Source organism: Kitasatospora sp. NPDC057936 (genome assembly GCF_042887525.1).
Lineage (GTDB): Bacteria > Actinomycetota > Actinomycetes > Streptomycetales > Streptomycetaceae > Kitasatospora.
This window is the reverse complement of sequence record NZ_JBHVPD010000078.1, coordinates 17,418-36,252: the sequence shown is the minus strand read 5'-3', so window position 1 is coordinate 36,252 and position 18,835 is coordinate 17,418. Positions and strand designations below refer to the sequence as shown.

The 18,835-nt window shown below is 74.7% G+C and carries 16 protein-coding genes; 7 read left to right on the top strand and 9 right to left on the bottom strand.

Annotated elements, in window-relative coordinates:
- Nucleotides 1–51 precede the first annotated feature (51 nt).
- Nucleotides 52–678, top strand: a complete 627-nt coding sequence (locus tag ACFVU9_RS32510) for an HAD family hydrolase (protein ID WP_380502573.1) — start codon at nucleotides 52–54, stop codon at nucleotides 676–678.
- Nucleotides 679–697: 19 nt separating this feature from the next.
- Here the strand turns inward: ACFVU9_RS32510 and ACFVU9_RS32505 are convergent, their stop codons facing one another.
- Entirely contained in the window at nucleotides 698–934 is a 237-nt protein-coding gene (locus tag ACFVU9_RS32505; RefSeq protein ID WP_359967645.1) for a hypothetical protein, read from the bottom strand.
- Nucleotides 935–1,511: 577 nt separating this feature from the next.
- Here ACFVU9_RS32505 and ACFVU9_RS32500 point away from each other — a divergent pair.
- Entirely contained in the window at nucleotides 1,512–1,895 is a 384-nt protein-coding gene (locus ACFVU9_RS32500) for a cold-shock protein (RefSeq protein WP_359967648.1), read from the top strand.
- A gap of 18 nt (nucleotides 1,896–1,913) precedes the next feature.
- Here the strand turns inward: ACFVU9_RS32500 and ACFVU9_RS32495 are convergent, their stop codons facing one another.
- The 4 genes from ACFVU9_RS32495 to ACFVU9_RS32480 all read right to left on the bottom strand — a co-directional run bounded on the left by ACFVU9_RS32495 (nucleotide 1,914) and on the right by ACFVU9_RS32480 (nucleotide 5,569).
- Nucleotides 1,914–2,765, bottom strand: coding sequence for a 1,4-dihydroxy-6-naphthoate synthase (locus ACFVU9_RS32495; RefSeq protein WP_380502567.1), 852 nt, complete (start codon nucleotides 2,763–2,765; stop codon nucleotides 1,914–1,916).
- Nucleotides 2,758–3,525 (bottom strand): futalosine hydrolase, encoded by a 768-nt coding sequence (locus ACFVU9_RS32490; RefSeq protein ID WP_387599600.1) that lies wholly within the window; start codon nucleotides 3,523–3,525, stop codon nucleotides 2,758–2,760. The genes ACFVU9_RS32495 and ACFVU9_RS32490 overlap by 8 nt, the downstream gene beginning before the upstream one ends.
- Nucleotides 3,526–3,535: 10 nt before the next feature.
- A complete protein-coding gene (locus ACFVU9_RS32485; RefSeq protein ID WP_380435519.1) occupies nucleotides 3,536–4,066 on the bottom strand; it encodes a hypothetical protein in 531 nt (176 codons plus the stop codon).
- 117 nt (nucleotides 4,067–4,183) lie between these two features.
- Complete coding sequence (locus tag ACFVU9_RS32480; RefSeq protein ID WP_380498378.1) at nucleotides 4,184–5,569, bottom strand: MFS transporter; 1,386 nt, start codon at nucleotides 5,567–5,569, stop codon at nucleotides 4,184–4,186.
- Between the two features lie 516 nt (nucleotides 5,570–6,085).
- On the opposite strand from ACFVU9_RS32480, the gene ACFVU9_RS32475 reads away from it, so the two are divergent.
- On the top strand, nucleotides 6,086–6,967 hold the full coding sequence (locus ACFVU9_RS32475) for a DUF3027 domain-containing protein (RefSeq protein WP_380435521.1): 882 nt from the start codon (nucleotides 6,086–6,088) through the stop codon (nucleotides 6,965–6,967).
- Nucleotides 6,968–7,224: 257 nt separating this feature from the next.
- Nucleotides 7,225–10,527 (top strand): sacsin N-terminal ATP-binding-like domain-containing protein, encoded by a 3,303-nt coding sequence (locus tag ACFVU9_RS32470; protein WP_387599597.1) that lies wholly within the window; start codon nucleotides 7,225–7,227, stop codon nucleotides 10,525–10,527.
- A 52-nt stretch (nucleotides 10,528–10,579) separates the two neighbouring features.
- Here the strand turns inward: ACFVU9_RS32470 and ACFVU9_RS32465 are convergent, their stop codons facing one another.
- The 3 genes from ACFVU9_RS32465 to ACFVU9_RS32455 form a co-directional block, all read right to left on the bottom strand.
- Nucleotides 10,580–10,801 (bottom strand): hypothetical protein, encoded by a 222-nt coding sequence (locus ACFVU9_RS32465; RefSeq protein ID WP_380435525.1) that lies wholly within the window; start codon nucleotides 10,799–10,801, stop codon nucleotides 10,580–10,582.
- A gap of 47 nt (nucleotides 10,802–10,848) precedes the next feature.
- Complete coding sequence (locus ACFVU9_RS32460) at nucleotides 10,849–13,317, bottom strand: HAD-IC family P-type ATPase (RefSeq protein ID WP_380435527.1); 2,469 nt, start codon at nucleotides 13,315–13,317, stop codon at nucleotides 10,849–10,851.
- A gap of 76 nt (nucleotides 13,318–13,393) precedes the next feature.
- A complete protein-coding gene (locus ACFVU9_RS32455; RefSeq protein WP_387599594.1) occupies nucleotides 13,394–13,690 on the bottom strand; it encodes a DUF2530 domain-containing protein in 297 nt (98 codons plus the stop codon).
- A 183-nt stretch (nucleotides 13,691–13,873) separates the two neighbouring features.
- Here ACFVU9_RS32455 and ACFVU9_RS32450 point away from each other — a divergent pair, with 183 nt between their 5' ends.
- Entirely contained in the window at nucleotides 13,874–15,334 is a 1,461-nt protein-coding gene (locus ACFVU9_RS32450; protein ID WP_380502556.1) for an NCS2 family permease, read from the top strand.
- 70 nt (nucleotides 15,335–15,404) lie between these two features.
- Here ACFVU9_RS32450 and ACFVU9_RS32445 read toward each other — a convergent pair whose 3' ends face one another.
- The gene (locus tag ACFVU9_RS32445) at nucleotides 15,405–15,854 is read right to left on the bottom strand and encodes a VOC family protein (protein WP_380498367.1); all 450 of its coding nucleotides are present in this window, start codon (nucleotides 15,852–15,854) and stop codon (nucleotides 15,405–15,407) included.
- Between the two features lie 133 nt (nucleotides 15,855–15,987).
- Here ACFVU9_RS32445 and ACFVU9_RS32440 point away from each other — a divergent pair, with 133 nt between their 5' ends.
- Nucleotides 15,988–16,911 carry a DUF4231 domain-containing protein gene (locus tag ACFVU9_RS32440; RefSeq protein WP_380435535.1) on the top strand — a complete coding sequence of 308 codons (924 nt, stop codon included), beginning with the start codon at nucleotides 15,988–15,990 and terminating at the stop codon, nucleotides 16,909–16,911.
- Between the two features lie 196 nt (nucleotides 16,912–17,107).
- Nucleotides 17,108–18,820 (top strand): hydrogenase maturation protein, encoded by a 1,713-nt coding sequence (locus ACFVU9_RS32435; protein WP_387599590.1) that lies wholly within the window; start codon nucleotides 17,108–17,110, stop codon nucleotides 18,818–18,820.
- Nucleotides 18,821–18,835: the final 15 nt, after the last annotated feature.

Here is an 18,835-nt window from a genome sequence, read left to right as displayed (position 1 = left end):
GCCCCGGCAAATCGCCTCGTCCCCGCACCGGCCGTTGGATAGCCTGGCGCCATGCCCGCGACTTCCGCCACCCCGCTCACCGTCGGCTTCGACCTCGACATGACGCTGCTGGACACCCGGCCGGGGATCCGCGCCACGTACCTGGCGCTGTCGGCCGAGACCGGTACCCCCATCGACGCCGACCTCGTCGTCACCCGGCTCGGCCCGCCGCTGCTGGACGAGATCCGCAACTGGTTCCCCGAGGACGAGGTCGAGCGCGCCGCCGCCCGCTACCGCGAGCTGTACCGGGAGTACGCCTTCGCCCCGACCGTCGCCCTGCCCGGCGCGCACGCGGCGGTCGAGGCCGTCCGCGCGCACGGCGGCCGGGTCGCCGTGATCACCGGCAAGTACGAGCCGAACGCCCGCCTCCACCTGGAGCACGCCAAGCTGCACGCGGACGCGCTGGTCGGCGACCTCTGGGCGGAGACCAAGGGCGACGCGCTGCGCGAGCACGGCGCGACGGTCTACGTCGGCGACCACCTCGGCGACATCGTCGGGGCCCGCCGCGCGGAGGCCGTCGCGGTGGGCGTGGCCACCGGGCCGTACGGCGCTGACGAGCTGCGGGCGGCCGGCGCGGACGTGGTGCTCGCCGACCTCACCGGGTTCCCGGCCTGGCTCGCCGGGCACCTGGGCGCGTAGGGCGCGTCACGCCTGCGAGTTATGCCTGCGAGGCCGCGCGGCGCTTCTGGGCGCGCGCGTTCACGAACAGCCCGACCAGCGCGAGCAGGAAGCCCGCCGGCATCAGCATGCTGAGCCAGTACGCGGCCGTCGGCAGCGGCGTGAGGTGCAGGAACAGCGGGACGAAGGTGACCAGGGTGGCGAGCGCGCCCACGCCGAAGACGATCGCTCCGGCCCGGACGTAGGCGTCGCCGCGGTCGGCGCTCTGGCTGCTCACTTCTGCTTGCTCCTCGGGAGGTGCTCGGGGGCGCTTCGGGGTGCTCGGGGTGCCTTCGGACGTGCCCCCGGTGTCCGGGGGCGTTCCGGGCGCGAGGGGCCGCGCCGGGGCACTCCAGTCTGGCAGAGCCGGGCGGGGTGCTCCCGGCCCGGCTCCCGCCGCACCGCTTCGCAGACGAGCGGTTCGGTCACGTTGCGCAGTTTCCCGGAAGCTGGGAGTTTCGATCCCTGCTGAGCGGGGGTATGCACGGGTTGCCTAGGGGTGCGAGTGGCGCGCCCCGACTTCCCCGGAGCCGGAGGTGTGAGCCGCATGGACAGCGCTGAGCCGCGCCCAGGGCGCACCAGTACCGGCTCTCCCGTGATCGCGAGAGCCCCACGGGCCCAGGTGCCCGAGTCGCCGGACCGCGGAACTTTCGCGGAACGCGGATGAGGCAGTGACGGACCGTTAGTCTGCTCCTGACAGCGTGCTGACCATGAGCGCCCACGGGCGCCGAGCCGAGGTCGGCCCGCGCTTTCCACCACCCAGTGATCCCCGGCCAGGGCCGGGATCCCTCACACCCATTCGAGGACTGTTCGAGATGCCCACCGGCCAGGTCAAGTGGTTCAACGAGACGAAGGGCTTCGGCTTCCTGTCGCGCGACGACGGCGGCGACGTCTTCGTCCACACCAAGGCGCTGCCCACCGGTGTCACGAGTCTGAAGCCGGGCCAGCGGGTCGAGTTCGGCGTGGTCGCGGGCCACCGCGGCGACCAGGCGATGGCCGTGCAGCTACTGGAGGCCCTGCCCTCGGTGGCCGCCGCCCAGCGCCGCAGCGCCGACGACATGGCGCCCATCGTCCAGGACCTGATCACCACGCTGGACGCGGTGCTCCCCGGCCTGCAGCACGGCCGCTACCCGGCGAAGCCGACGGGTCAGAAGCTGGCCGGCCTGCTGCGCGCGGTGGCCGACCAGTTCGACCTCTGAGCAGGGCCCCGAGGGGCGTCAGAACGCGAGCGCACCCGGGTCGAGCGGGGGTACCAGCCCCTCGGCGGCGGCCCGGGTGAGCAGCGCGCGGACGGCCGCGTAGCCCTCCTCGCCGAGGTCCGCGGTGAACTCGTTCACGTAGAGCCCGATGTGCTGGTCGGCGACGGCCGGGTCCATCTCCTGGGCGTGCGCGAGCACGTACTCCCGGCTGGCCGCCGGGTCCGCCCAGGCCTGCCGGACGGACGCGCGGATCGCGTCGGTGAGCGCGCGCAGCCGCTCGGCGCCCAGCGAGCGCTTCGCGACGATCGCGCCGAGCGGGATCGGCAGGCCGGTCTCCCGCTCCCAGGCCTCGCCCATGTCGGCGAGGCTGTGCAGCCCGTACTGCCGGTAGGTGAAGCGCGCCTCGTGGATCACCAGGCCGGCGTCCACCCGGCCGTCCCGGACGGCGGGCATGATCTCGTGGAACGGCAGGACGACGATCTCGCCGAAGCCCCCCGGCACGGCCTTCGCGGCCCAGAGCCGGAACAGCAGGTAGGCGGTGGACCGCTCGGACGGCACCGCCACGGTCTTGCCGGTGAGGTCCCCGGGGGCCGCCACGCCCGGCCGGGTGAGCACCAGCGGGCCGCAGCCGCGGCCGAGCGCGCCGCCGCAGGGCAGCAGCGTGTACTCCGCCAGGACCCACGGCAGGGCGCCGTAGCTGATCTTCAGGACGTCCAGCTCGCCGCGCTCGGCCAGCCCGTTCGTGACGTCGATGTCCGCGAACGTCACCTCGGGGGCGTCGGCGCCGGGCACCAGGCCGTGCGCCCAGGCGTGGAAGACGAAGGTGTCGTTCGGGCAGGGCGAGTACGCGATGCTGAGCCGTTCAGCCACGGCCGGCCTCCTCGGTGAGTGCCTCGGCGAGGGTCTCGACGAGTGCGGGGACGGGCAGCGCGGCGAAGGCCCGCTCCAGCGCGGCCAGGGCGTCGCCGATCCGCCAGGCGGCCCGGTCGCGCGGGCCCACCGGGTTGGAGACCGTCCGCAGCTCGAAGGCCGGCACGCCGAACCGGGCGGCGGCCTCGGCCACGCCGAAGCCCTCCATCGCCTCGGCCGCGGCGCCCGGGTGGCGGGCGGTCAGGGCGGCGGCCCGCTCGGCGCTGCCGGTGACGGTGGAGACGGTCAGGACGGGCCCGGTGACGGCCCCCAGCGCCCGTGCGGCGAGCGCGACGGCGGCCGGGGGAGGCGTGTGCCGGGTGGTGCCGAAGCCGAGCTCGGCGACGTCGGCGAAGCCCTCGGGGGTCTCGGCGCCCAGGTCGGCGGCGACGATCGCGTCGGCCACCACGGTCGCGCCCACCGGGGCGTGCGGGGCGAACCCGCCCGCGATGCCGGCCGACACGACCAGCCCGTAGCGGTGCGCCGAGAGGGCAGCTGCGGCGCCGGCCGCAGCGGCGGCCGGACCGACCCCGCCCGCCAGGACGTCCACGGCCCCGGCGCGGTGCAGCTCCCCGCCCGGCAGCGGCAGCGCGTGCCCCGCGCCCGGCAGGCCCCGCAGGACCGCCTCGGCCTCGGCGGGCACCGCGACGACGACGAGCAGCCGGGCCCGCTCGGGGCCCGACTGCTCGCTGTGCCCGTCGGCGACGGCGCGCGCGGTCATCGCAGGACCGTCAGTTGTCCTGGGTGTTCAGCTGGAAGTACCAGACGGCGGTCGGGTTGTCCGAGTTCTTGTCGCCCTCGACCACGGTCACCAGCGTCTTGCCGGAGGCGTTCAGCAGCTTGCCGGCCGACTGCGAGCCCGAGTAGGTCGCGTTCTTGGCGTAGGAGAACAGGCTGTAGCGCCCGCCCTGGGCCTGCGTGCCGCCGTTGGTGAAGGCCCACCAGCCCTTGTCGGCCACGTTCGGCGAGACGCCGACGCCGACGTTGTCGCTGACGACGACGTCCGAGGTCGGGAGCGTGCCGTCCTTGAGGGCCTGGGTGGCCGTCTCCTGGCACTTCTGCTGGTCGTCCTCGGTCAGCGGGTTGCCGTCGTTCCAGCACAGCGGGTCCGCGGCGAGCGAGGAGTTGCCCACGGTCAGGGTGGCGCGGTGGCTGTTGTGCGCGGTCTGGCCGGACGCGTAGGCGATGGACCCGCCGACCGTGCCGGCGCCGATCACGACGACGGCGCCGAGGGCGGCGATGACACGGGTATCGAGGCTCATGGGTCAGAATCTACCGGGCTTCGCCGATCACGCTACGCGGGGGTCGGCAACCGCGTGTTGCCGCCCGCGCCGATCACCCGCCGATCACCCGCCGCTCACCCGTCGGCCGGGCACCGGTCAGGCGACCCGGGGCGCCGTCGGGTGCCGGCGCAGGCCCACCCGGAACAGCGAACGGATCGTCCACAGCAGCACCAGGCCGACCACCGAGGCGGCCACCGAGAGCCCCAGCTCGCCGTTGAGCGGCAGCAGGATGCCGACCGCGCCGCCAGCCACCCAGGACAGCTGCATCAGCGTCTCCGAACGGGCGAACGCCGAGGTCCGGACCGCCTCCGGGACGTCCCGCTGGATCAGCGCGTCCAGCGCCAGCTTGCCGAGCGAGGCCGCCATGCCGGCCGTCCCGGCGATCATGATCACCGTCACGACGCCGTACCAGAGGGCCGAGGCCGCCGTCGCGCACGTCGCGAGCAGCAGCATCGCGGTGACCGTCGCCTCCGGGCCGCGCGTGCGCAGCCACGAGCCCAGGACGGAACCCAACGCGTTGCCCGTGCCCGCCGCCAGGGCGACCAGGCCCAGCGCCAGCGTGGGCCGCAGGCCGCCGATCGGCTCCTCGCGCAGCAGGAACGCCAGGAACATCACCAGGAAGCCGACCAGCCACTTCATCGCCGCCATCGCCCGCAGCGCCAGCACCACCGACGGGCCGACCGTGCGCAGCGAGGTCTTGACCGGCGGCGGCTTGTGGTGGATCAGGTGCGAGCCCTCGGTGTGCACCTCGGCGTGCAGCACGGCCCGCTGCTCGCCCTTCGCCGAGTCCACCGTGTGCGGCAGGTGGAAGGCCATCAGGGTGCCGATCACGAAGACCAGGAACGCCCCGCGCAGCGGCCAGCCGGGCCCGATCAGGTGCAGCAGCCCGCCCACCGCGGCGGCCACGCCGGTGGCCAGCAGACCGGCCAGGGTGACCCGGGAGTTCGCCTTCACCAGGGACAGCCGGTGCGGCAGCAGCCGGGGCACCACGACGCTGCGCACCACGCCGTACGCCTTGGACGCCACCAGCACGCCGAGCGCCTCGGGGTACAGCGCGATGCCGCCGCCCGAGATCACCCCGGCCATCGTCCAGGCCAGGACCGCCCGGGCCAGCATCGACATCGCCATGGCGGCGCGGCGGCCGTGCGGCAGGCGGTCCAGCAGCGGGCCGACCACGGGGGCGAGGACGGCGAACGGGGCCATCGTGATCAGCAGGTAGAGCGCCACCCGGCCGCGCGCCTCGCCGGTCGGGACGGAGAAGAAGATCGTCGAGGCCAGGGCGATGGTGATCAGCATGTCGCCGAAGGAGTTCAGCGCGTGCAGCTCGATCAGCTTCGCGAGGCCCGACTCGCCCGCGCCCTCGGCCGACGTGGCCCGGCGGATCCGGCGGCCGGTGCCGTGCACCACCCGGCCGGTGCGGGCGCCGGCGGCGGAGGCGCCGCGGACGAGGAAGTTGCGGTGGGGGCCGGGGGGCTCCTCCAGGTCCGCGTCGGGGTCCTCGCCCGGGTGCCCGTTGACCGGGCCGTCGCCGTGCTTCGTGAGGTCGACCAGGGCGGGCGCGGACGTCCCGGAACCGTCCGCCGGCTGCGGTTCGCCCGCAGGGTGGACCGGGGGCTGCTGTCGCGGCACCGCGTTCGTCTCGTCCGGGCCGTCGGCCTGCGAGGCGCGCAGTGCGTGCTGCGACGGGTTTTCGTCCGCCACAAGGCCATCCTGCCCCAGATTCGCTTCTGCGACGCGGGATTCCGCTCCGCTCGGCGCGGCCCCCGGAGGTCCGCCGGAGCCCCGGACTGTGCCGGGGCGCCGACCGACGGGTAGCCTGCCCAAGGTCCGCCCGCCCGGGTCCCACGGCGCCGGCAGGCCCGGACGAGCGGCGCGGTCGGTACCCGCGGCGGCCTCCGGTCGCGCAGAATGGACGAGGTACCCCGAGCCGCGACGGAACAGGCAACACGCCGTGGGCGACAGAAGAACTGGGAGAGAATCGACGCCGTGAGTGCTGCGATGCGAAGCCGTACCCCCGATCGGCTCTGTGCAGAGGCCGTCGAACTCGCCCGCCAGGCCGCCGAAGAGGCGGTCGGAGCGGAAGCCGTCGGGACGCACCTGGGTGTCCAGGCGGACGCCGACCGTGTCGTCACCCACAGCTTCGAGTGCCTCGACGCGGCCTACCGCGGCTGGCACTGGGCGGTCACCGTCGCCCGCGCCCCGCGCGCCAAGAACGTCACCCTCGACGAGGTCGTCCTGCTGCCGGGCCCCGACGCCGTCCTCGCCCCCCAGTGGGTGCCGTGGAGCGAGCGCCTGCGCCCCGGCGACATGGGACCCGGCGACCTGCTCCCCACCGACGCCGACGACCTGCGCCTGGAGCCCGGCTGGACCGGCGAGGACGAGCCCGCGCCGAACTCCGCGGTGGCGCAGGCCGCCGAGGAGGACGTCGTCGTCAGCGACACCGGCGTCCAGCCGGCCCCGGTCCGCGCGCAGATCAACGCCGTCGCCGAAGAGCTCGGCATGGGCCGCAGCCGGGTGCTCTCCCGGCTCGGCCTGCACCTGGCCGCCGACCGCTGGGAGAAGGCGCACGGCCCGCAGACCCCGATGGCGCAGGCCGCGCCCGCCTCGTGCAACAGCTGCGGCTTCCTGATCCCGATCGGCGGCTCGCTCGGGCAGGCCTTCGGCGTGTGCGGCAACGAGTTCGGACCGGCCGACGGGCAGATCGTCTCCTTCGCGTACGGCTGCGGCGGGCACTCCGAGGCGGCCGTGATCCCGGCTCCGCCGGCGCCGTCCGAGCTGATCCTGGACGAGCTGGTGGTCGAGCCGATGCAGCTCCACCCGGACCGCGCCTCCGGCTCGGTCGAGCCGGACGCCCCGGCCGAGGAGCTCGGCCACTCCTGACGCGTGCCGCTCCGGCCCGTCCCGCCGCACCGGCGGGGCGGGCCGTGGTGTCTTCTGGACGCCTCCGGCGGGGTGGGCGAGGGTTTGAGGTGGTGTGGGCCCTGCGCGGGGGCGGGCCGAGGTGTCTTCCGGGGCGCCTCTGGTGGGGGTGCGGGCAGGGTCCGGGCCCGGGGTGGCGCGGGCCGTGGTCGGGAGCAGTCGGTGGGGCAGGGAAGAATGCCCTACGACGTACAGGGCGGCGGAAGGCGGCAGGTCCAGTGGAACCTCGGATCATCGGCAGCGGCACGGACGAGCACCTCACGGACCCCTTCGGGAGTGCCGTGCTGCGCCGACGCGTGCTGGACGCCTGGGCCGCCTCGCCGGCCCGGTTCCGGGAGGACGCCAACGCCGAGGAGGAGCTCGCCCTCGGCGGCTACCGCGACCGGCTGGTCGTCGAGTTGGCGCAGAACGCCGCCGACGCCGCCGTCCGCGCCGGGCGCGGCCCCGGCCGGCTGCGGCTGACCCTCGCCGACGGCGTGCTCGCCGCCGCCAACACCGGCGCCCCGCTCGACGCCGCCGCCGTCGAGTCGCTGTCCACCCTGCGCGCCTCCTCCAAGCGCGGCGAGGCGCCCAGCGTCGGCCGGTTCGGCGTCGGCTTCGCCGCCGTCCTCGCCGTCACCGACGAGCCCGCCGTGCTCGGCGCCGCGGGCGGCGTCCGCTGGTCGCTCGGCGAGGCCCGCGCGCTCGCCGAGGCGCAGCCCTCGCTCGCCGACGAGCTGCGCCGCCGCGACGGTCACGTCCCGCTGCTGCGGCTGCCGTTCGCGGCCGAGGGCCCGGCCCCCGAGGGCTACGACACGGTGGTCGTGCTGCCGCTGCGCGACGCCGCCGCCGAGGACCTGACGCGCCGCCTGCTGCTCGCCGTCGACGACGCGCTGCTGCTCACCCTCCCCGGCCTCGCCGAGATCGTCGTGGAGACCCCGGACGGCACCCGCACGCTCACCCGCACCGCCTCCGAGCCGCGCCCCGACGGCATCACCGAGGTGACCGTCACGGACGACGAGGGCGGCCGCCCCCGGCAGACGCTCTGGCAGACCGTCGGCGCCTCCGGCCGGCTCGATCCCGAGCTGCTCGTCGACCGCCCCACCGAGGAGCGCGCCCGCCCGTACTGGACGGTCACCTGGGCCGTCCCGGTGGCCGAGGACGGCACCCCGCAGCTGCCCGGCGTCCTGCCCGTCCTGCACGCGCCGACGCCGAGCGACGAGCCGGTCGGCCTGCCCGCGCTGCTCATCGCCTCGTACCCGCTGGACTCCACCCGCCGGCACGTCGCCCCGGGACCGCTCGCCGCCTTCCTGACCGAGCGCGCCGCCGACAGCTACGCCGACCTGCTGCGCGCCCGCGGCGGCGACCTGGGCTCGCTCGGCCTGGTGCCCGGTCCGCTCGGCGACGGCGCGCTGGACAACGAGCTGCGCGGGGCGATCCTCCAGCGGCTGCCCGGCACGCCGTTCCTGCCGCACCCGGCGCCGGTCGAAGAGGGCACGCCCGCGCTGCGGCCCCGGGACGCGACGCTGCTGGAGGGCGCGGACGGCTCGGTGGTCGAGGCGCTGGCGCCGATCTTCCCCGGTCTGCTGCCGGCCGGCCTGGAGCGCCGCACCGAGCTGCGCGTGCTGAACGTGCGCCGGGTGCCGCTCGCCGAGGTGGTCGACCAGCTCGGCGGCCTGGACCGCGAGCCCGCCTGGTGGTGCAACCTGTACGCGGCGCTCGGCGCGGCCGACCCGGAGGCGCTCGGCGCGCTGCCCGTCCCGCTCGCCGACGGCCGGACGGTCACCGGGCCGCGGCGCGTCCTGCTGCCCTCCGACGCCGCCGACTGGGCGGCCTTCCCCGGCTACCCCGAGTCGCTGGCCGGGGCGCTCGCCGCGCTCGACCTGCGGCTCGCCCACCCGGAGGCGTCGCACCCGCTGCTGGCCAAGCTGGGCGCCGGCACCGCGACCCCGGCCGGCGTGCTGGACACGCCCGAGGTGCGGGCCGCCGTCGCCCGCTCCTTCGAGGTGGCCGAGGACGACCTCGACGCCGCCCTCGAACTGGCCGACGCCGTCCTGGCGCTGGTCAGGGCCGCAGCCCCGGCCGTCGGCGAGCACCCGTGGCTGGCCCGGCTGGCGCTGCTCGACGACGAGGGCGAGCCCGCCCGGGCCGGCGAACTCGTGCTCCCCGGCAGCCCGTTCGCGGCCCTCGCGCGCGAGGAGGACGCCGGCTGGGTGGACGACGACCTGCTGGAGCGCTGGGGCCCCGACGTGCTCGGCGCGGTCGGCGTGCTGGCCGACTTCGTCCTGGTCCGGGCCGAGGACGTCGTGCTCGACCCGGACGACCTGGAGCGCCTCGACCCGACCGTCCCGGCCGACCGCGCGGCCGGCGGCCACCCCACCGGCCTCCTCGACGAGGCGCCGGACGGGCTCGCCGAGTGGGCCGAGGACGCGCTCGACGCCCTGCACGCCGACGACGGCGACACCGTGGGCGTGCCGCCGGTGGCCGCCGAGCTGCTGGCCGTCCGCGACCTCGACCTGATCGACGACGACGCCTGGCCCGAGGCGCTCGCCGCGCTCGCCCGCCCGCCGTACCGGGACGCCGTCGTCAACCCCGTCCGCACCCTGCTGCCGAACGGCTCGTACGCCGACCTGCCGCCGTACACCGCGTGGTGGCTGCGCGACCACCCGGTGCTGGACGGCCGCGAGCCGGCCGGCCTGCGCGCCGCCGGGGCGGACCCCCTGCTGCGCGGCCTGTACGACGAGGCCCGCACCACGCTGGACGAGCAGTTCCTGCACGCCCTCGGCGTGCGGACGACGCTCGCTGCGCTGCTCGCCGAACCGCACGGGCCGGACGAGGTCCTGGACCGGCTCACCGACCCGGACGCCGAGGTCGGCCACCGCCAGCTGCACGGCATCCACAGCGCGCTGGCCCGGGTCGACGCCGGGCGGATCGAAGCCCTGGACGTCGTACGGGCGTTGCCGCCGCTGGACCCGGAGACCGGCCGCCGCCCGGCGCACACGGTGGTCGTCGACGCCACCGAGGCGGTCGTCGCGGACGCCCCCGACCTCGTCCAGCTCCTGCACTCCCACCCGCTGCTGCCGGTCGCCCCGGCGCTCGCGGCGGACCTCGCCGAGCGCCTGCACGTGTCGCTGGCCAGCGAGGTGGCGGGCGGGCGGGTGCTCTCCGAGGGCGTGCTGCACCGGGTGCCGGCCGTGGTGCGGGAGCTGCTGCCCGGCTGCCCGGTGGTGTACGAGGAGCACGAGGAGCTGCTCGTCGTCGGCCCGGACGGCAACGAGGCCGCGGTGGACTGGCGCCTGGACCGCGGGGCGGACGCGCCCGAGCCGCCGTACGACCCGGACACGGCCGAGGCCGGCGACGAGGACGACGAGTTCGAGGTGCCGCCGGTGCCGGGCCTGCTGCACGCGGCCACCCCCGAGGGGCTGGCGGCCGGGCTGGCCTGGTCGGTCGGGCAGTGGCACCGGCGGTTCGAGGTGCTGGCCGCGCTCAGCGAGCCGGACCGGGCCTACGAGCTGTCCGCGGCACGGGACTTCGAGGGCTGAGCGGGGCGGGCGGGCCGAGCGGGCCGGGCACGGCCGAGTCCGTTGCCCGGTGTCAGCGGGTCCGTCCGTCGGGGCGGGCCCGCAGCCGCAGGTAGAGCGTGACGGTGACGGTCAGCCAGACCACGCCGAGCGTCAGCATCCCGGCGGCCCGCAGCGACGGCTCGGACCTCGGAAGCACGTGCAGGACCGTCATCGCCAGGGCCGGCGGCGTGACCGCCAGCAGCCCGCCCAGGAAGGCGATGAACGCCTCCAACTCCCCACCCCTGCGCGCCATCCGGCACCCCCTCTCGGGGGCATGTTAGGCCGGACGAGGACGCCGCGTCACTCGTAGCCGCGGCGTTTCATGAAGCGCCAGGCGATTTCCAGGGCCATGCAGCAGATCACCGCGATGCCGACGCCCGTCCACGGGTCGCGGATGCCGACCAGGCGGAGCTGGAAGAAGTCGGACAGCCACGGGACCAGCAGCACCAGCGAGAACGCGCCGCCCATCGTGCCGATCAGCAGCAGGCGCCACCAGTTGTACGGGCGGGCGACGATGGCGAGCACCCAGATGGCGATCAGGAACAGCGTCAGCGTGGCCACGCTGGTGTCGGCCTTGAGGTCCGTCGCGTGGTTCGCCCTGGCCAGCGCGTAGGCCACGAACGTCCCGGTGCCCGCGATGGCGCCGCCCGGGATCGCCAGCCGCAGCACGCGTTTGACGAAGCCGGTGCGGGCGCGCTCGTTGTTGGGGGCGAGCGCGAGGAAGAAGGCCGGCACGCCGATGGTGAGCGTGGACAGCACGGTCGAGTGCCGGGGCAGGAACGGGTACGGCGAGTGGGTGAAGATCACCAGCAGCGCCAGCAGGACCGAGTACACGGTCTTGACCAGGAACAGCCCGGCGACGCGCTCGATGTTGCCGATCACCCGGCGGCCCTCGGCCACCACCGAGGGGAGCGTCGCGAAGGAGTCGTTCAGCAGCACGATCTGGGCGACCGCCTTGGTCGCGTCGCTGCCGGTGCCCATCGCCACGCCGATGTCCGCGTCCTTGAGCGCGAGCACGTCGTTGACGCCGTCGCCTGTCATGGCCACCGTGTGCCCGCGCGACTGCAGCGCGCCGACCAGCTCGCGCTTCTGCTGCGGGGTGACGCGGCCGAACACGCTCGTGCGATCGGCGGCGTCGGCGAGCGCCTCCGGCTCGGTCGGCAGCGTGCGGGCGTCCAGCGGCTGGTCCGCGCCGGGCAGGCCGAGGTGGGCGGCGACCGCGCCGACCGAGACCGCGGCGTCGCCGGAGATCACCTTCGCCCGGACCTGCTGCCCCTCGAAGTACCGCAGCGTGGCCGCCGCGTCCTCGCGCAGCCGCTGCTGCAGCACCACCAGGGCGAGCGGCGTGAGGCCCGCCGCCGGGTCCGGGGAGTCCAGCGGGACGGGATTGCGCCCGATCAGCAGCACCCGCAGGCCCTTGGCGCCCAGCTCGTCCACCTCGGCGAGCGCCGGGTGGCCGGCGGGCAGCAGGACGTCGGGGGCGCCGAGCAGCCAGGTGGCCTCGCCGCCCTGCGGCTCCAGCAGCTGCACGCCGCTCCACTTGCGGGCGGAGGAGAACGGCATCGCCTCGATCACGCGCCAGCCGTTCGCACCGCCCGCGGCCCCGGTCACGGCCCGCGAGCCGTCCCCGTAGGCGGCGATGACGGCCTGCATGGACGGGTTCGGCCGCGCGTCGGCCCCGGCCATCACGCCGAGCGCGTGCTCGATCGTCCGCGGCCCGACCGCCCCGGGCACGCCGTCGGAGATCACGCGCAGGTCGATCACGTCCATGCCGCCCTCGGTGAGCGTGCCGGTCTTGTCCAGGCACACCGTGTCGACCCGGGCCAGCCCTTCGATCGCGGGCAGCTCCTGCACCAGGCACTGCTTGCGCCCGAGCCGGATCACGCCGATCGCGAAGGCGACCGAGGTGAGCAGCACCAGGCCCTCCGGGACCATCGGCACGATGCCGGCCACCATGCGGCGCACCGCCTCGCGCCAGTCCCGGCCCTCGACGGCCAGCTGGCTGATGATCAGGCCGATCGCGGTCGGGACCAGCAGGTAGGTGATGAACCGCAGGATGCTGTTGATGCCGGTGCGCAGCTCCGACTTCACCAGCGTGAACCGGCTCGCCTCCTCGGCCAGTTGCGCCGCGTACGCCTCGCGCCCGACCTTCGTCGCGGTGAACGCGCCCGCGCCGGCCACCACGAAGCTGCCGGACATCACCTGGTCGCCGGGCTGTTTGAGGACGGGGTCGGGCTCGCCGGTCAGCAGCGACTCGTCGATCTCCAGGCCGTCCGCCTCGGTGACCTCGCCGTCGACGATCACCTTGTCGCCGATGCCGAGCAGCACGGTGTCGTCGAGCACGATCTCGCCGACGCCGATCTGCTGGACGGTGCCGTCCCGGCGCACCTGCGGGCGGGCCTCGCCGATCAGGGCCAGACTGTCCAGGGTCTTCTTGGCGCGCAGCTCCTGGATGATGCCGATCGCCGTGTTGGCGACGATGACCAGGCCGAACAGGCCGTCCTGGATGGGGCCGACGACCAGGATGATCCCGAACATCACGCCGATGATCGCGTTGAACCGGGTGAAGACGTTGGCCCGGACGATCTCCTTCGCGGAGCGGCTGGAGCGCACCGGGACGTCGTTGACCTGTCCGCGCGCGACCCGCTCGGCCACCTCCGCGCCGCTCAGCCCGCCGCGCCGGCCGGGCAGCAGGCCGAGGGGGTGCGCACCGTCGGGGCGGTCGCCGTCGCCGGGCTGCTCTTCCGCGGAGTGGGCAGGCTGCGTCATGGCACCGACTCTACGGGTGCCTTATGTCCGATGCGTGCTACTAAAGGCCTATTCGGTCCGACCGGGTGGCCGGGGTCTACGCGGCCCCGTCCGGGCCCGTCCCTTCGGGGTGCGCGGCGGCCGCGGCCTCGGCGGCGCGGCTGCGGGCGATCGCGTCCCGGCGGGCGCGGCAGTACCAGAGGCCGATCAGGCCGAGCAGTCCGCCGGACAGGCAGACCCAGGGCCAGGTGCCGTGGTCGTGGTCGGAGAGGGTGCCCTGGAACGGCAGCAGCACCAGGAAGGCGACGAACCACAGCACCGTGCCGCCGCCGACGATCGCGACGTCGTTGGCCTCCAGCGGCGGAGGGGAGGGGTGCAGCGGGGTCTTGGGCATGGGGCCTAGCGTACGGGGCGCGGGTCCGGTGGGGGCCATCCGGCGTCCGCTCGGGGCCGCGTGCGGCTCTACGCGCGAAGATAGCGCGGGTTCGATCCGGAAACCATACTTTTAGTTCTGCGCCCGGCCGCCGTCGACCAGGGCGTTCACCCCCCTCCTCCGCCCCCCACAGAGGACGCACGCATGCCTGTGGTCCAGCCGACCACCGAGTCGCCCGAGCCCGCCGACACCGCGCCCGAGCCGCCCTCCGGCGCCCTGGACCGCTACTTCCGGATCAGCGAGCGCGGCTCCACCCTGCCGCGCGAGATCCGCGGCGGCGTGGCCACGTTCTTCACCATGGCCTACATCCTGGTGCTCAACCCGATCATCCTGGCCAGCGCCACGGACCTGAACGGGACCCACCTGGACAGCGCCCAGCTGGTCACCGCGACCGCCCTCACCGCGGGTCTCACCACCCTGCTGATGGGCGTCATCGGCAATGTGCCGATCGGCCTGGCCGCCGGCCTCGGCGTCAACACCATCGTGGCGCTCCAGCTCGCGCCCAGGATGACCTGGCCGGACGCGATGGGCATGGTCGTCCTGGCCGGCTTCGCGATCATGCTGCTGGTCGCCACCGGGCTGCGCGAGCGGGTCATGAACGCCGTGCCGCTCGGGCTGCGCAAGGCCATCGCGATCGGCATCGGCCTGTTCATCAGCCTCGTCGGGCTGGTCGACTCCGGCTTCGTCAGCCGCATCCCGGACGCCGCCCACACCACCGTGCCGCTCCAGCTCGGCGGCAGCGGCCACCTGCTCGGCTGGCCGGTCCTGGTGTTCGTCGTCGGCCTGCTGCTCACCCTCGTCCTGGTGATCCGCAAGGTGCCCGGCGCGATCCTCATCAGCATCGCGGTCAGCACCGCCGTCGCCGTCGTGATCGATAAGTTCGCCGACATCCCGGCGCTCAAGTGGGGCCTGACCGTCCCGGCGTGGCCCGGCAACCCGGTCGCGGCCCCGGACTTCGGCCTGGTCGGCAAGGTCAGCCTGTTCGGCGGCTTCGAGAAGGTCGGCGTGCTGACCGGCGCGCTGTTCGTCTTCACCGTGCTGATGTCGTGCTTCTTCGACGCGATGGGCACCATCCTCGGCGTCGCCGACGAGGCCCACCTGCTCGACGAGAAGGGCGACCTGCCGGGCATCAACCGGATCCTCATGGTCGACGGCATCGCCACGGCGGCCGGCGGCGCCACCTCCGCGTCCGCGAACACCTGCTTCGTCGAGTCCACGGCCGGCGTCGGCGAGGGCGCCAGGACCGGCTTCGCCTCGATCGTCACGGGCCTGCTCTTCGTGGTGGCGCTCTTCCTCACCCCGCTCGCCACCATGGTCCCCGCGCAGGCCGCCACCCCGGCCCTGGTCACCGTCGGCTTCCTGATCCTGGCCAACTCGATCAAGGAGATCGACTGGGCCGACTACACGATCGCGATCCCGGCGTTCCTGACGATCGTGATGATGCCCTTCACGTACAGCATCACCAACGGCATCGGCTTCGGCTTCGTCGCCTTCTGCATCCTGCGCATCGCCGCGGGCCGCGGCCGCGAGGTCCCGATCCCGATGTACGCGGTCGCGGGCGTCTTCGCCTTCTACTACCTGATGCCGGCCCTCGGCCTGCTCTGAGCGCGGTACGCCCCGCACGCGGCCCCGTCCTCCTCCGTGGAGGGCGGGGCCGCGGTGTGTTTCGGCCGGGCTACTGGACGCAGAACTCGTTGCCCTCGGGGTCGGCCATCGTCGTCCATTCGCCGCCGTTCTCCTTCACGTGGCGCAGGACGGTGGCGCCGAGGGACCGCAGGCGGGTGACGGTGGCCTCGCGGGCTCCGGGGCCGGGGTGGAGGTCGAGGTGGAGGCGGTTCTTCGTCTCCTTGGGCTCGGGGACGGCCTGGAAGAGGATGCGGCGGCCCAGGCCGGTGCCGGTGGCCGGGTCGAACGGGTCGTCCGGGTGGCGGACGGCGAGCAGGGCGCGGAAGGCGGGGCGGCCCTCGAACTCGGTCACGGCCTCCGCGGGGAGGGCGCCGGCCGCGAGGAGGCGGGTGACCAGGGCGCTGTTGTCCTCGACCGCGTAGTCGAGGGCGGCGGCCCAGAAGGCGGCCTGGCGGAGCGGATCGGCGCAGTCGACGACGAGTTTCCAGTGCAGCGGCATGTAACCGGTTATATCGGTTACCGGTCGAGGGAGACAATCGGACGCGTGGGAAAGGTGTCAAAAATGTGACTGTGTACCGGAGTTGGCCGGGGGCATACTGCCTGGACGGGGCGACGGGGAGGGGGCTCGACCGATGGTGCAACAGGATCCGCCCGGGGGAGACGAGGCCAAGCTGCTGCCGGACCTGTTCTGGACGGCGGACAAGGCCTCGCTGGACGGACAGCGCGAGACGCTCCGGTGGTACCGCGGGCTGATCGCGATGCTGGTGATCGCCGCCGTGATCGGCTCGTTCCCGGGCCCGGACAAGGCGGGCGACGGCGACATCGCGCCGCTCTTCTCGGTGGTGGCCTTCCTGGTCGCCGGCTACTTCTGGTCCCGGCTGCGCCGCAGCAACCCGCAGGGCCGCTGGTACGAGGCCAGGGCCGCGGCCGAGTCGGTGAAGACGCTCGCCTGGAAGTACTCGGTGCGCGCCCGCCCGTTCGACGGCGAGGCGGACTCGCCCGACGTGGACCGCGGCTACCTGCTGCAGCTCGAAGACGTGATGCGGGCCTTCGAGGACCCGGAGATCGTGCCGCCCGGCACCGTCCCCGAGATCACCCCCGAGATGCGGCTGGCCAGGGCCGGCTCGCTGACCGCCCGGCGGACGCTCTACCTGCGCACCCGGGTCGAGAGCCAGCGCACCTGGTACCGCTCCCGGGCCGAGGCGTGCGAGTCGCAGGCCGTGTCGTGGGGGCTCGGCATCGCGGCGCTGATCATCATCGGCGCGGCGGCGGCCATCGCGCAGGCGACCGGCGCGCTGCAGGTGCACGTCTTCGGCGCCAGCTCCGCCGCGGCCGCGTCGATCATCGCCTGGACGCAGCTCAAGCAGCTCCGCCCGCTGGCCGCCGCCTACCAGCTGGCCGCCCGCGAGCTGGAGAACGTCGGCAACCAGCTGTCCGACCTCGACCCCCGGGCGCCGGACGCGGAGACCCGCTGGGCCCGCCTGGCCGCCGAGGCCGAGGACGCGGTCTCCCGCGAGCACACCACCTGGCGGGCCCGCCGGGCCTTTCCCCGCTAACCCGACGGAGGCGAACGCGGGAGGTCAACTCCGGGGAGGGGCTGGGGAGATCCCGCGAAGCGTGCGCCATGCCGGGGCCACAGGTGTGCAGGGTGCGTGAGGGTCGGGCGGGGACGGGCCGACCGTAATCATTACGTGTCCATGCCCTGGTTTCATCGCCTCCGCGCGCGACCCCCAGTCCCCGTCGGAGGCCCCCTTGCGCATTCTCCTGATCGCCAGTGCGTTCAACAGCCTGACCCAGCGCGTCCACACCGAACTGCGCGGGCGCGGCCACCAGGTCGCCGTCCAGCTCGCCCTCGGCGACGAACAGGTGCGGGCCGCGGTGGACCGGACCGATCCCGAGCTGATCGTCTGCCCGATGCTCACCAAGGCCGTCCCGGAGGACGTCTGGCGCGCCCGGACCGTCCTCATCGTGCACCCCGGCCCCAAGGGCGACCGCGGCCCGTCCTCGCTGGACTGGGCGATCACCGAGGGCGCCGAGCGCTGGGGCGTCACCGTCCTGCAGGCCGTCGGGGAGATGGACGCGGGCGACATCTGGGCGTCGGTCGAGTTCACCGTCCCCGCGTGCGGCAAGAGCGAGCTGTACCGCAACGAGGTGGCCGACGCCGCCGTCGAGGCCGTCCTGCTGGCCGTCCAGCGTCACGAGGGCGGGCTGTTCACCCCCGAACCGCTCGACTACGACCGGCCCGACGTCCGCGGCCGGCTGCGCCCGTTCCTGCGGCAGGACGCGCGCCGGATCGACTGGTCCGCCGACGACACCGCCACCGTGCTCCGCAAGCTCCGTGCCGCCGACTCCCAGCCCGGCGTGCTCGACGAGCTGTACGGCCGCGAGTTCTTCCTGCACGGCGGCCACCCCGAGGACGAGCTGCGCGGCCCCGTGCCCGGCGAGGTGCTCGCGACCCGTGACGGCGCGATCTGCCGGGCCACCGTGGACGGCGCGGTGTGGATCCCGCAGCTGCGCCCGCGCCGCACCCCGGGCGGGCCCGCCACCTTCAAGCTGCCCGCCGCGACGGTGCTCGCCGACGAGCTGCACCGCGTCCGCGAGGTGCCGGTGACCCCGGCCGAGGCGGCCCGCCGCGACACCTGGTCGGAGCTGCGCTACCACGAGGACGGCGACGTCGGCTTCCTCGAATTCGCCCACACCGGCGGGGCGATGAGCACCGAGCAGTGCCGCCGCCTGCTCACCGCCTACCGCGCGGCCGCCGACCGGCCCACCTCGGTGCTGGTGCTCGGCGCGGCCCGGGACTTCTACTCCAACGGCATCCACCTCAACGTCATCGAGGGCGCGTCCTTCCCGGCGCTGGAGTCGTGGGAGAACATCAACGCGATGGACGACCTGGTCGCGGCGATCCTCACCACGACCGACAAGCTGACCGTCTCGGCGCTCGCCGGGAACACCGCCGCGGGCGGGCTGATGCTGGCGATCGCCGCCGACGAGGTGTGGTGCCGCGAGTCGGCGGTGCTCAACCCGCACTACCGGCTGATGGGCCTGTACGGCTCCGAGTACTGGACGTACACCCTGCCGCGCCGGGTCGGCGCCGAGTGGGCGGAGCGGCTGACCACCGAGGCGCTGCCGGTCGGGGCCGAGCAGGCCCGCCGGATCGGCCTGGTGGACCGCACGGAGGGCGGGGACGCGGCCGGTTTCCGCCGCTGGACGGTCCGTGAGGCGGCCCGCCTCGCCGCCTCGCCGGAGCTCACCGCGCGGCTGGTCGACAAGAAGCGCCGGCTGGCCGCGGACGACGAGGAGCGCCCGCTCGCCGACTACCGGGCGGAGGAGCTCCGGCGCATGCACGCCAACTTCTACCGCGCGGGCGAGCCGTACCACGGGCTGCGGCGGGACTTCGTCCGCAAGGTGTGCCCGGTGGCCACGCCGGAGCACCTGACCGGGCTGCTCGGCGGGCCCGAGTAGCGGGACGCGAAAGCG

Excerpts from the sequence above, each read along its gene's own strand:
- ACFVU9_RS32450 (WP_380502556.1), top strand. The coding sequence starts at position 13,874 with ATGCCTGTGGTCCAGCCGACCACCGAGTCGCCCGAGCCCGCCGACACC.
- ACFVU9_RS32460 (WP_380435527.1), bottom strand. The coding sequence starts at position 13,317 with ATGACGCAGCCTGCCCACTCCGCGGAAGAGCAGCCCGGCGACGGCGAC.
- ACFVU9_RS32440 (WP_380435535.1), top strand. The coding sequence starts at position 15,988 with ATGGTGCAACAGGATCCGCCCGGGGGAGACGAGGCCAAGCTGCTGCCG.
- ACFVU9_RS32490 (WP_387599600.1), bottom strand. The coding sequence starts at position 3,525 with ATGACCGCGCGCGCCGTCGCCGACGGGCACAGCGAGCAGTCGGGCCCC.
- ACFVU9_RS32455 (WP_387599594.1), bottom strand. The coding sequence starts at position 13,690 with ATGCCCAAGACCCCGCTGCACCCCTCCCCTCCGCCGCTGGAGGCCAAC.
- ACFVU9_RS32485 (WP_380435519.1), bottom strand. The coding sequence starts at position 4,066 with ATGAGCCTCGATACCCGTGTCATCGCCGCCCTCGGCGCCGTCGTCGTG.
- ACFVU9_RS32465 (WP_380435525.1), bottom strand. The coding sequence starts at position 10,801 with ATGGCGCGCAGGGGTGGGGAGTTGGAGGCGTTCATCGCCTTCCTGGGC.
- ACFVU9_RS32510 (WP_380502573.1), top strand. The coding sequence starts at position 52 with ATGCCCGCGACTTCCGCCACCCCGCTCACCGTCGGCTTCGACCTCGAC.
- ACFVU9_RS32475 (WP_380435521.1), top strand. The coding sequence starts at position 6,086 with ATGCGAAGCCGTACCCCCGATCGGCTCTGTGCAGAGGCCGTCGAACTC.
- ACFVU9_RS32500 (WP_359967648.1), top strand. The coding sequence starts at position 1,512 with ATGCCCACCGGCCAGGTCAAGTGGTTCAACGAGACGAAGGGCTTCGGC.
- ACFVU9_RS32445 (WP_380498367.1), bottom strand. The coding sequence starts at position 15,854 with ATGCCGCTGCACTGGAAACTCGTCGTCGACTGCGCCGATCCGCTCCGC.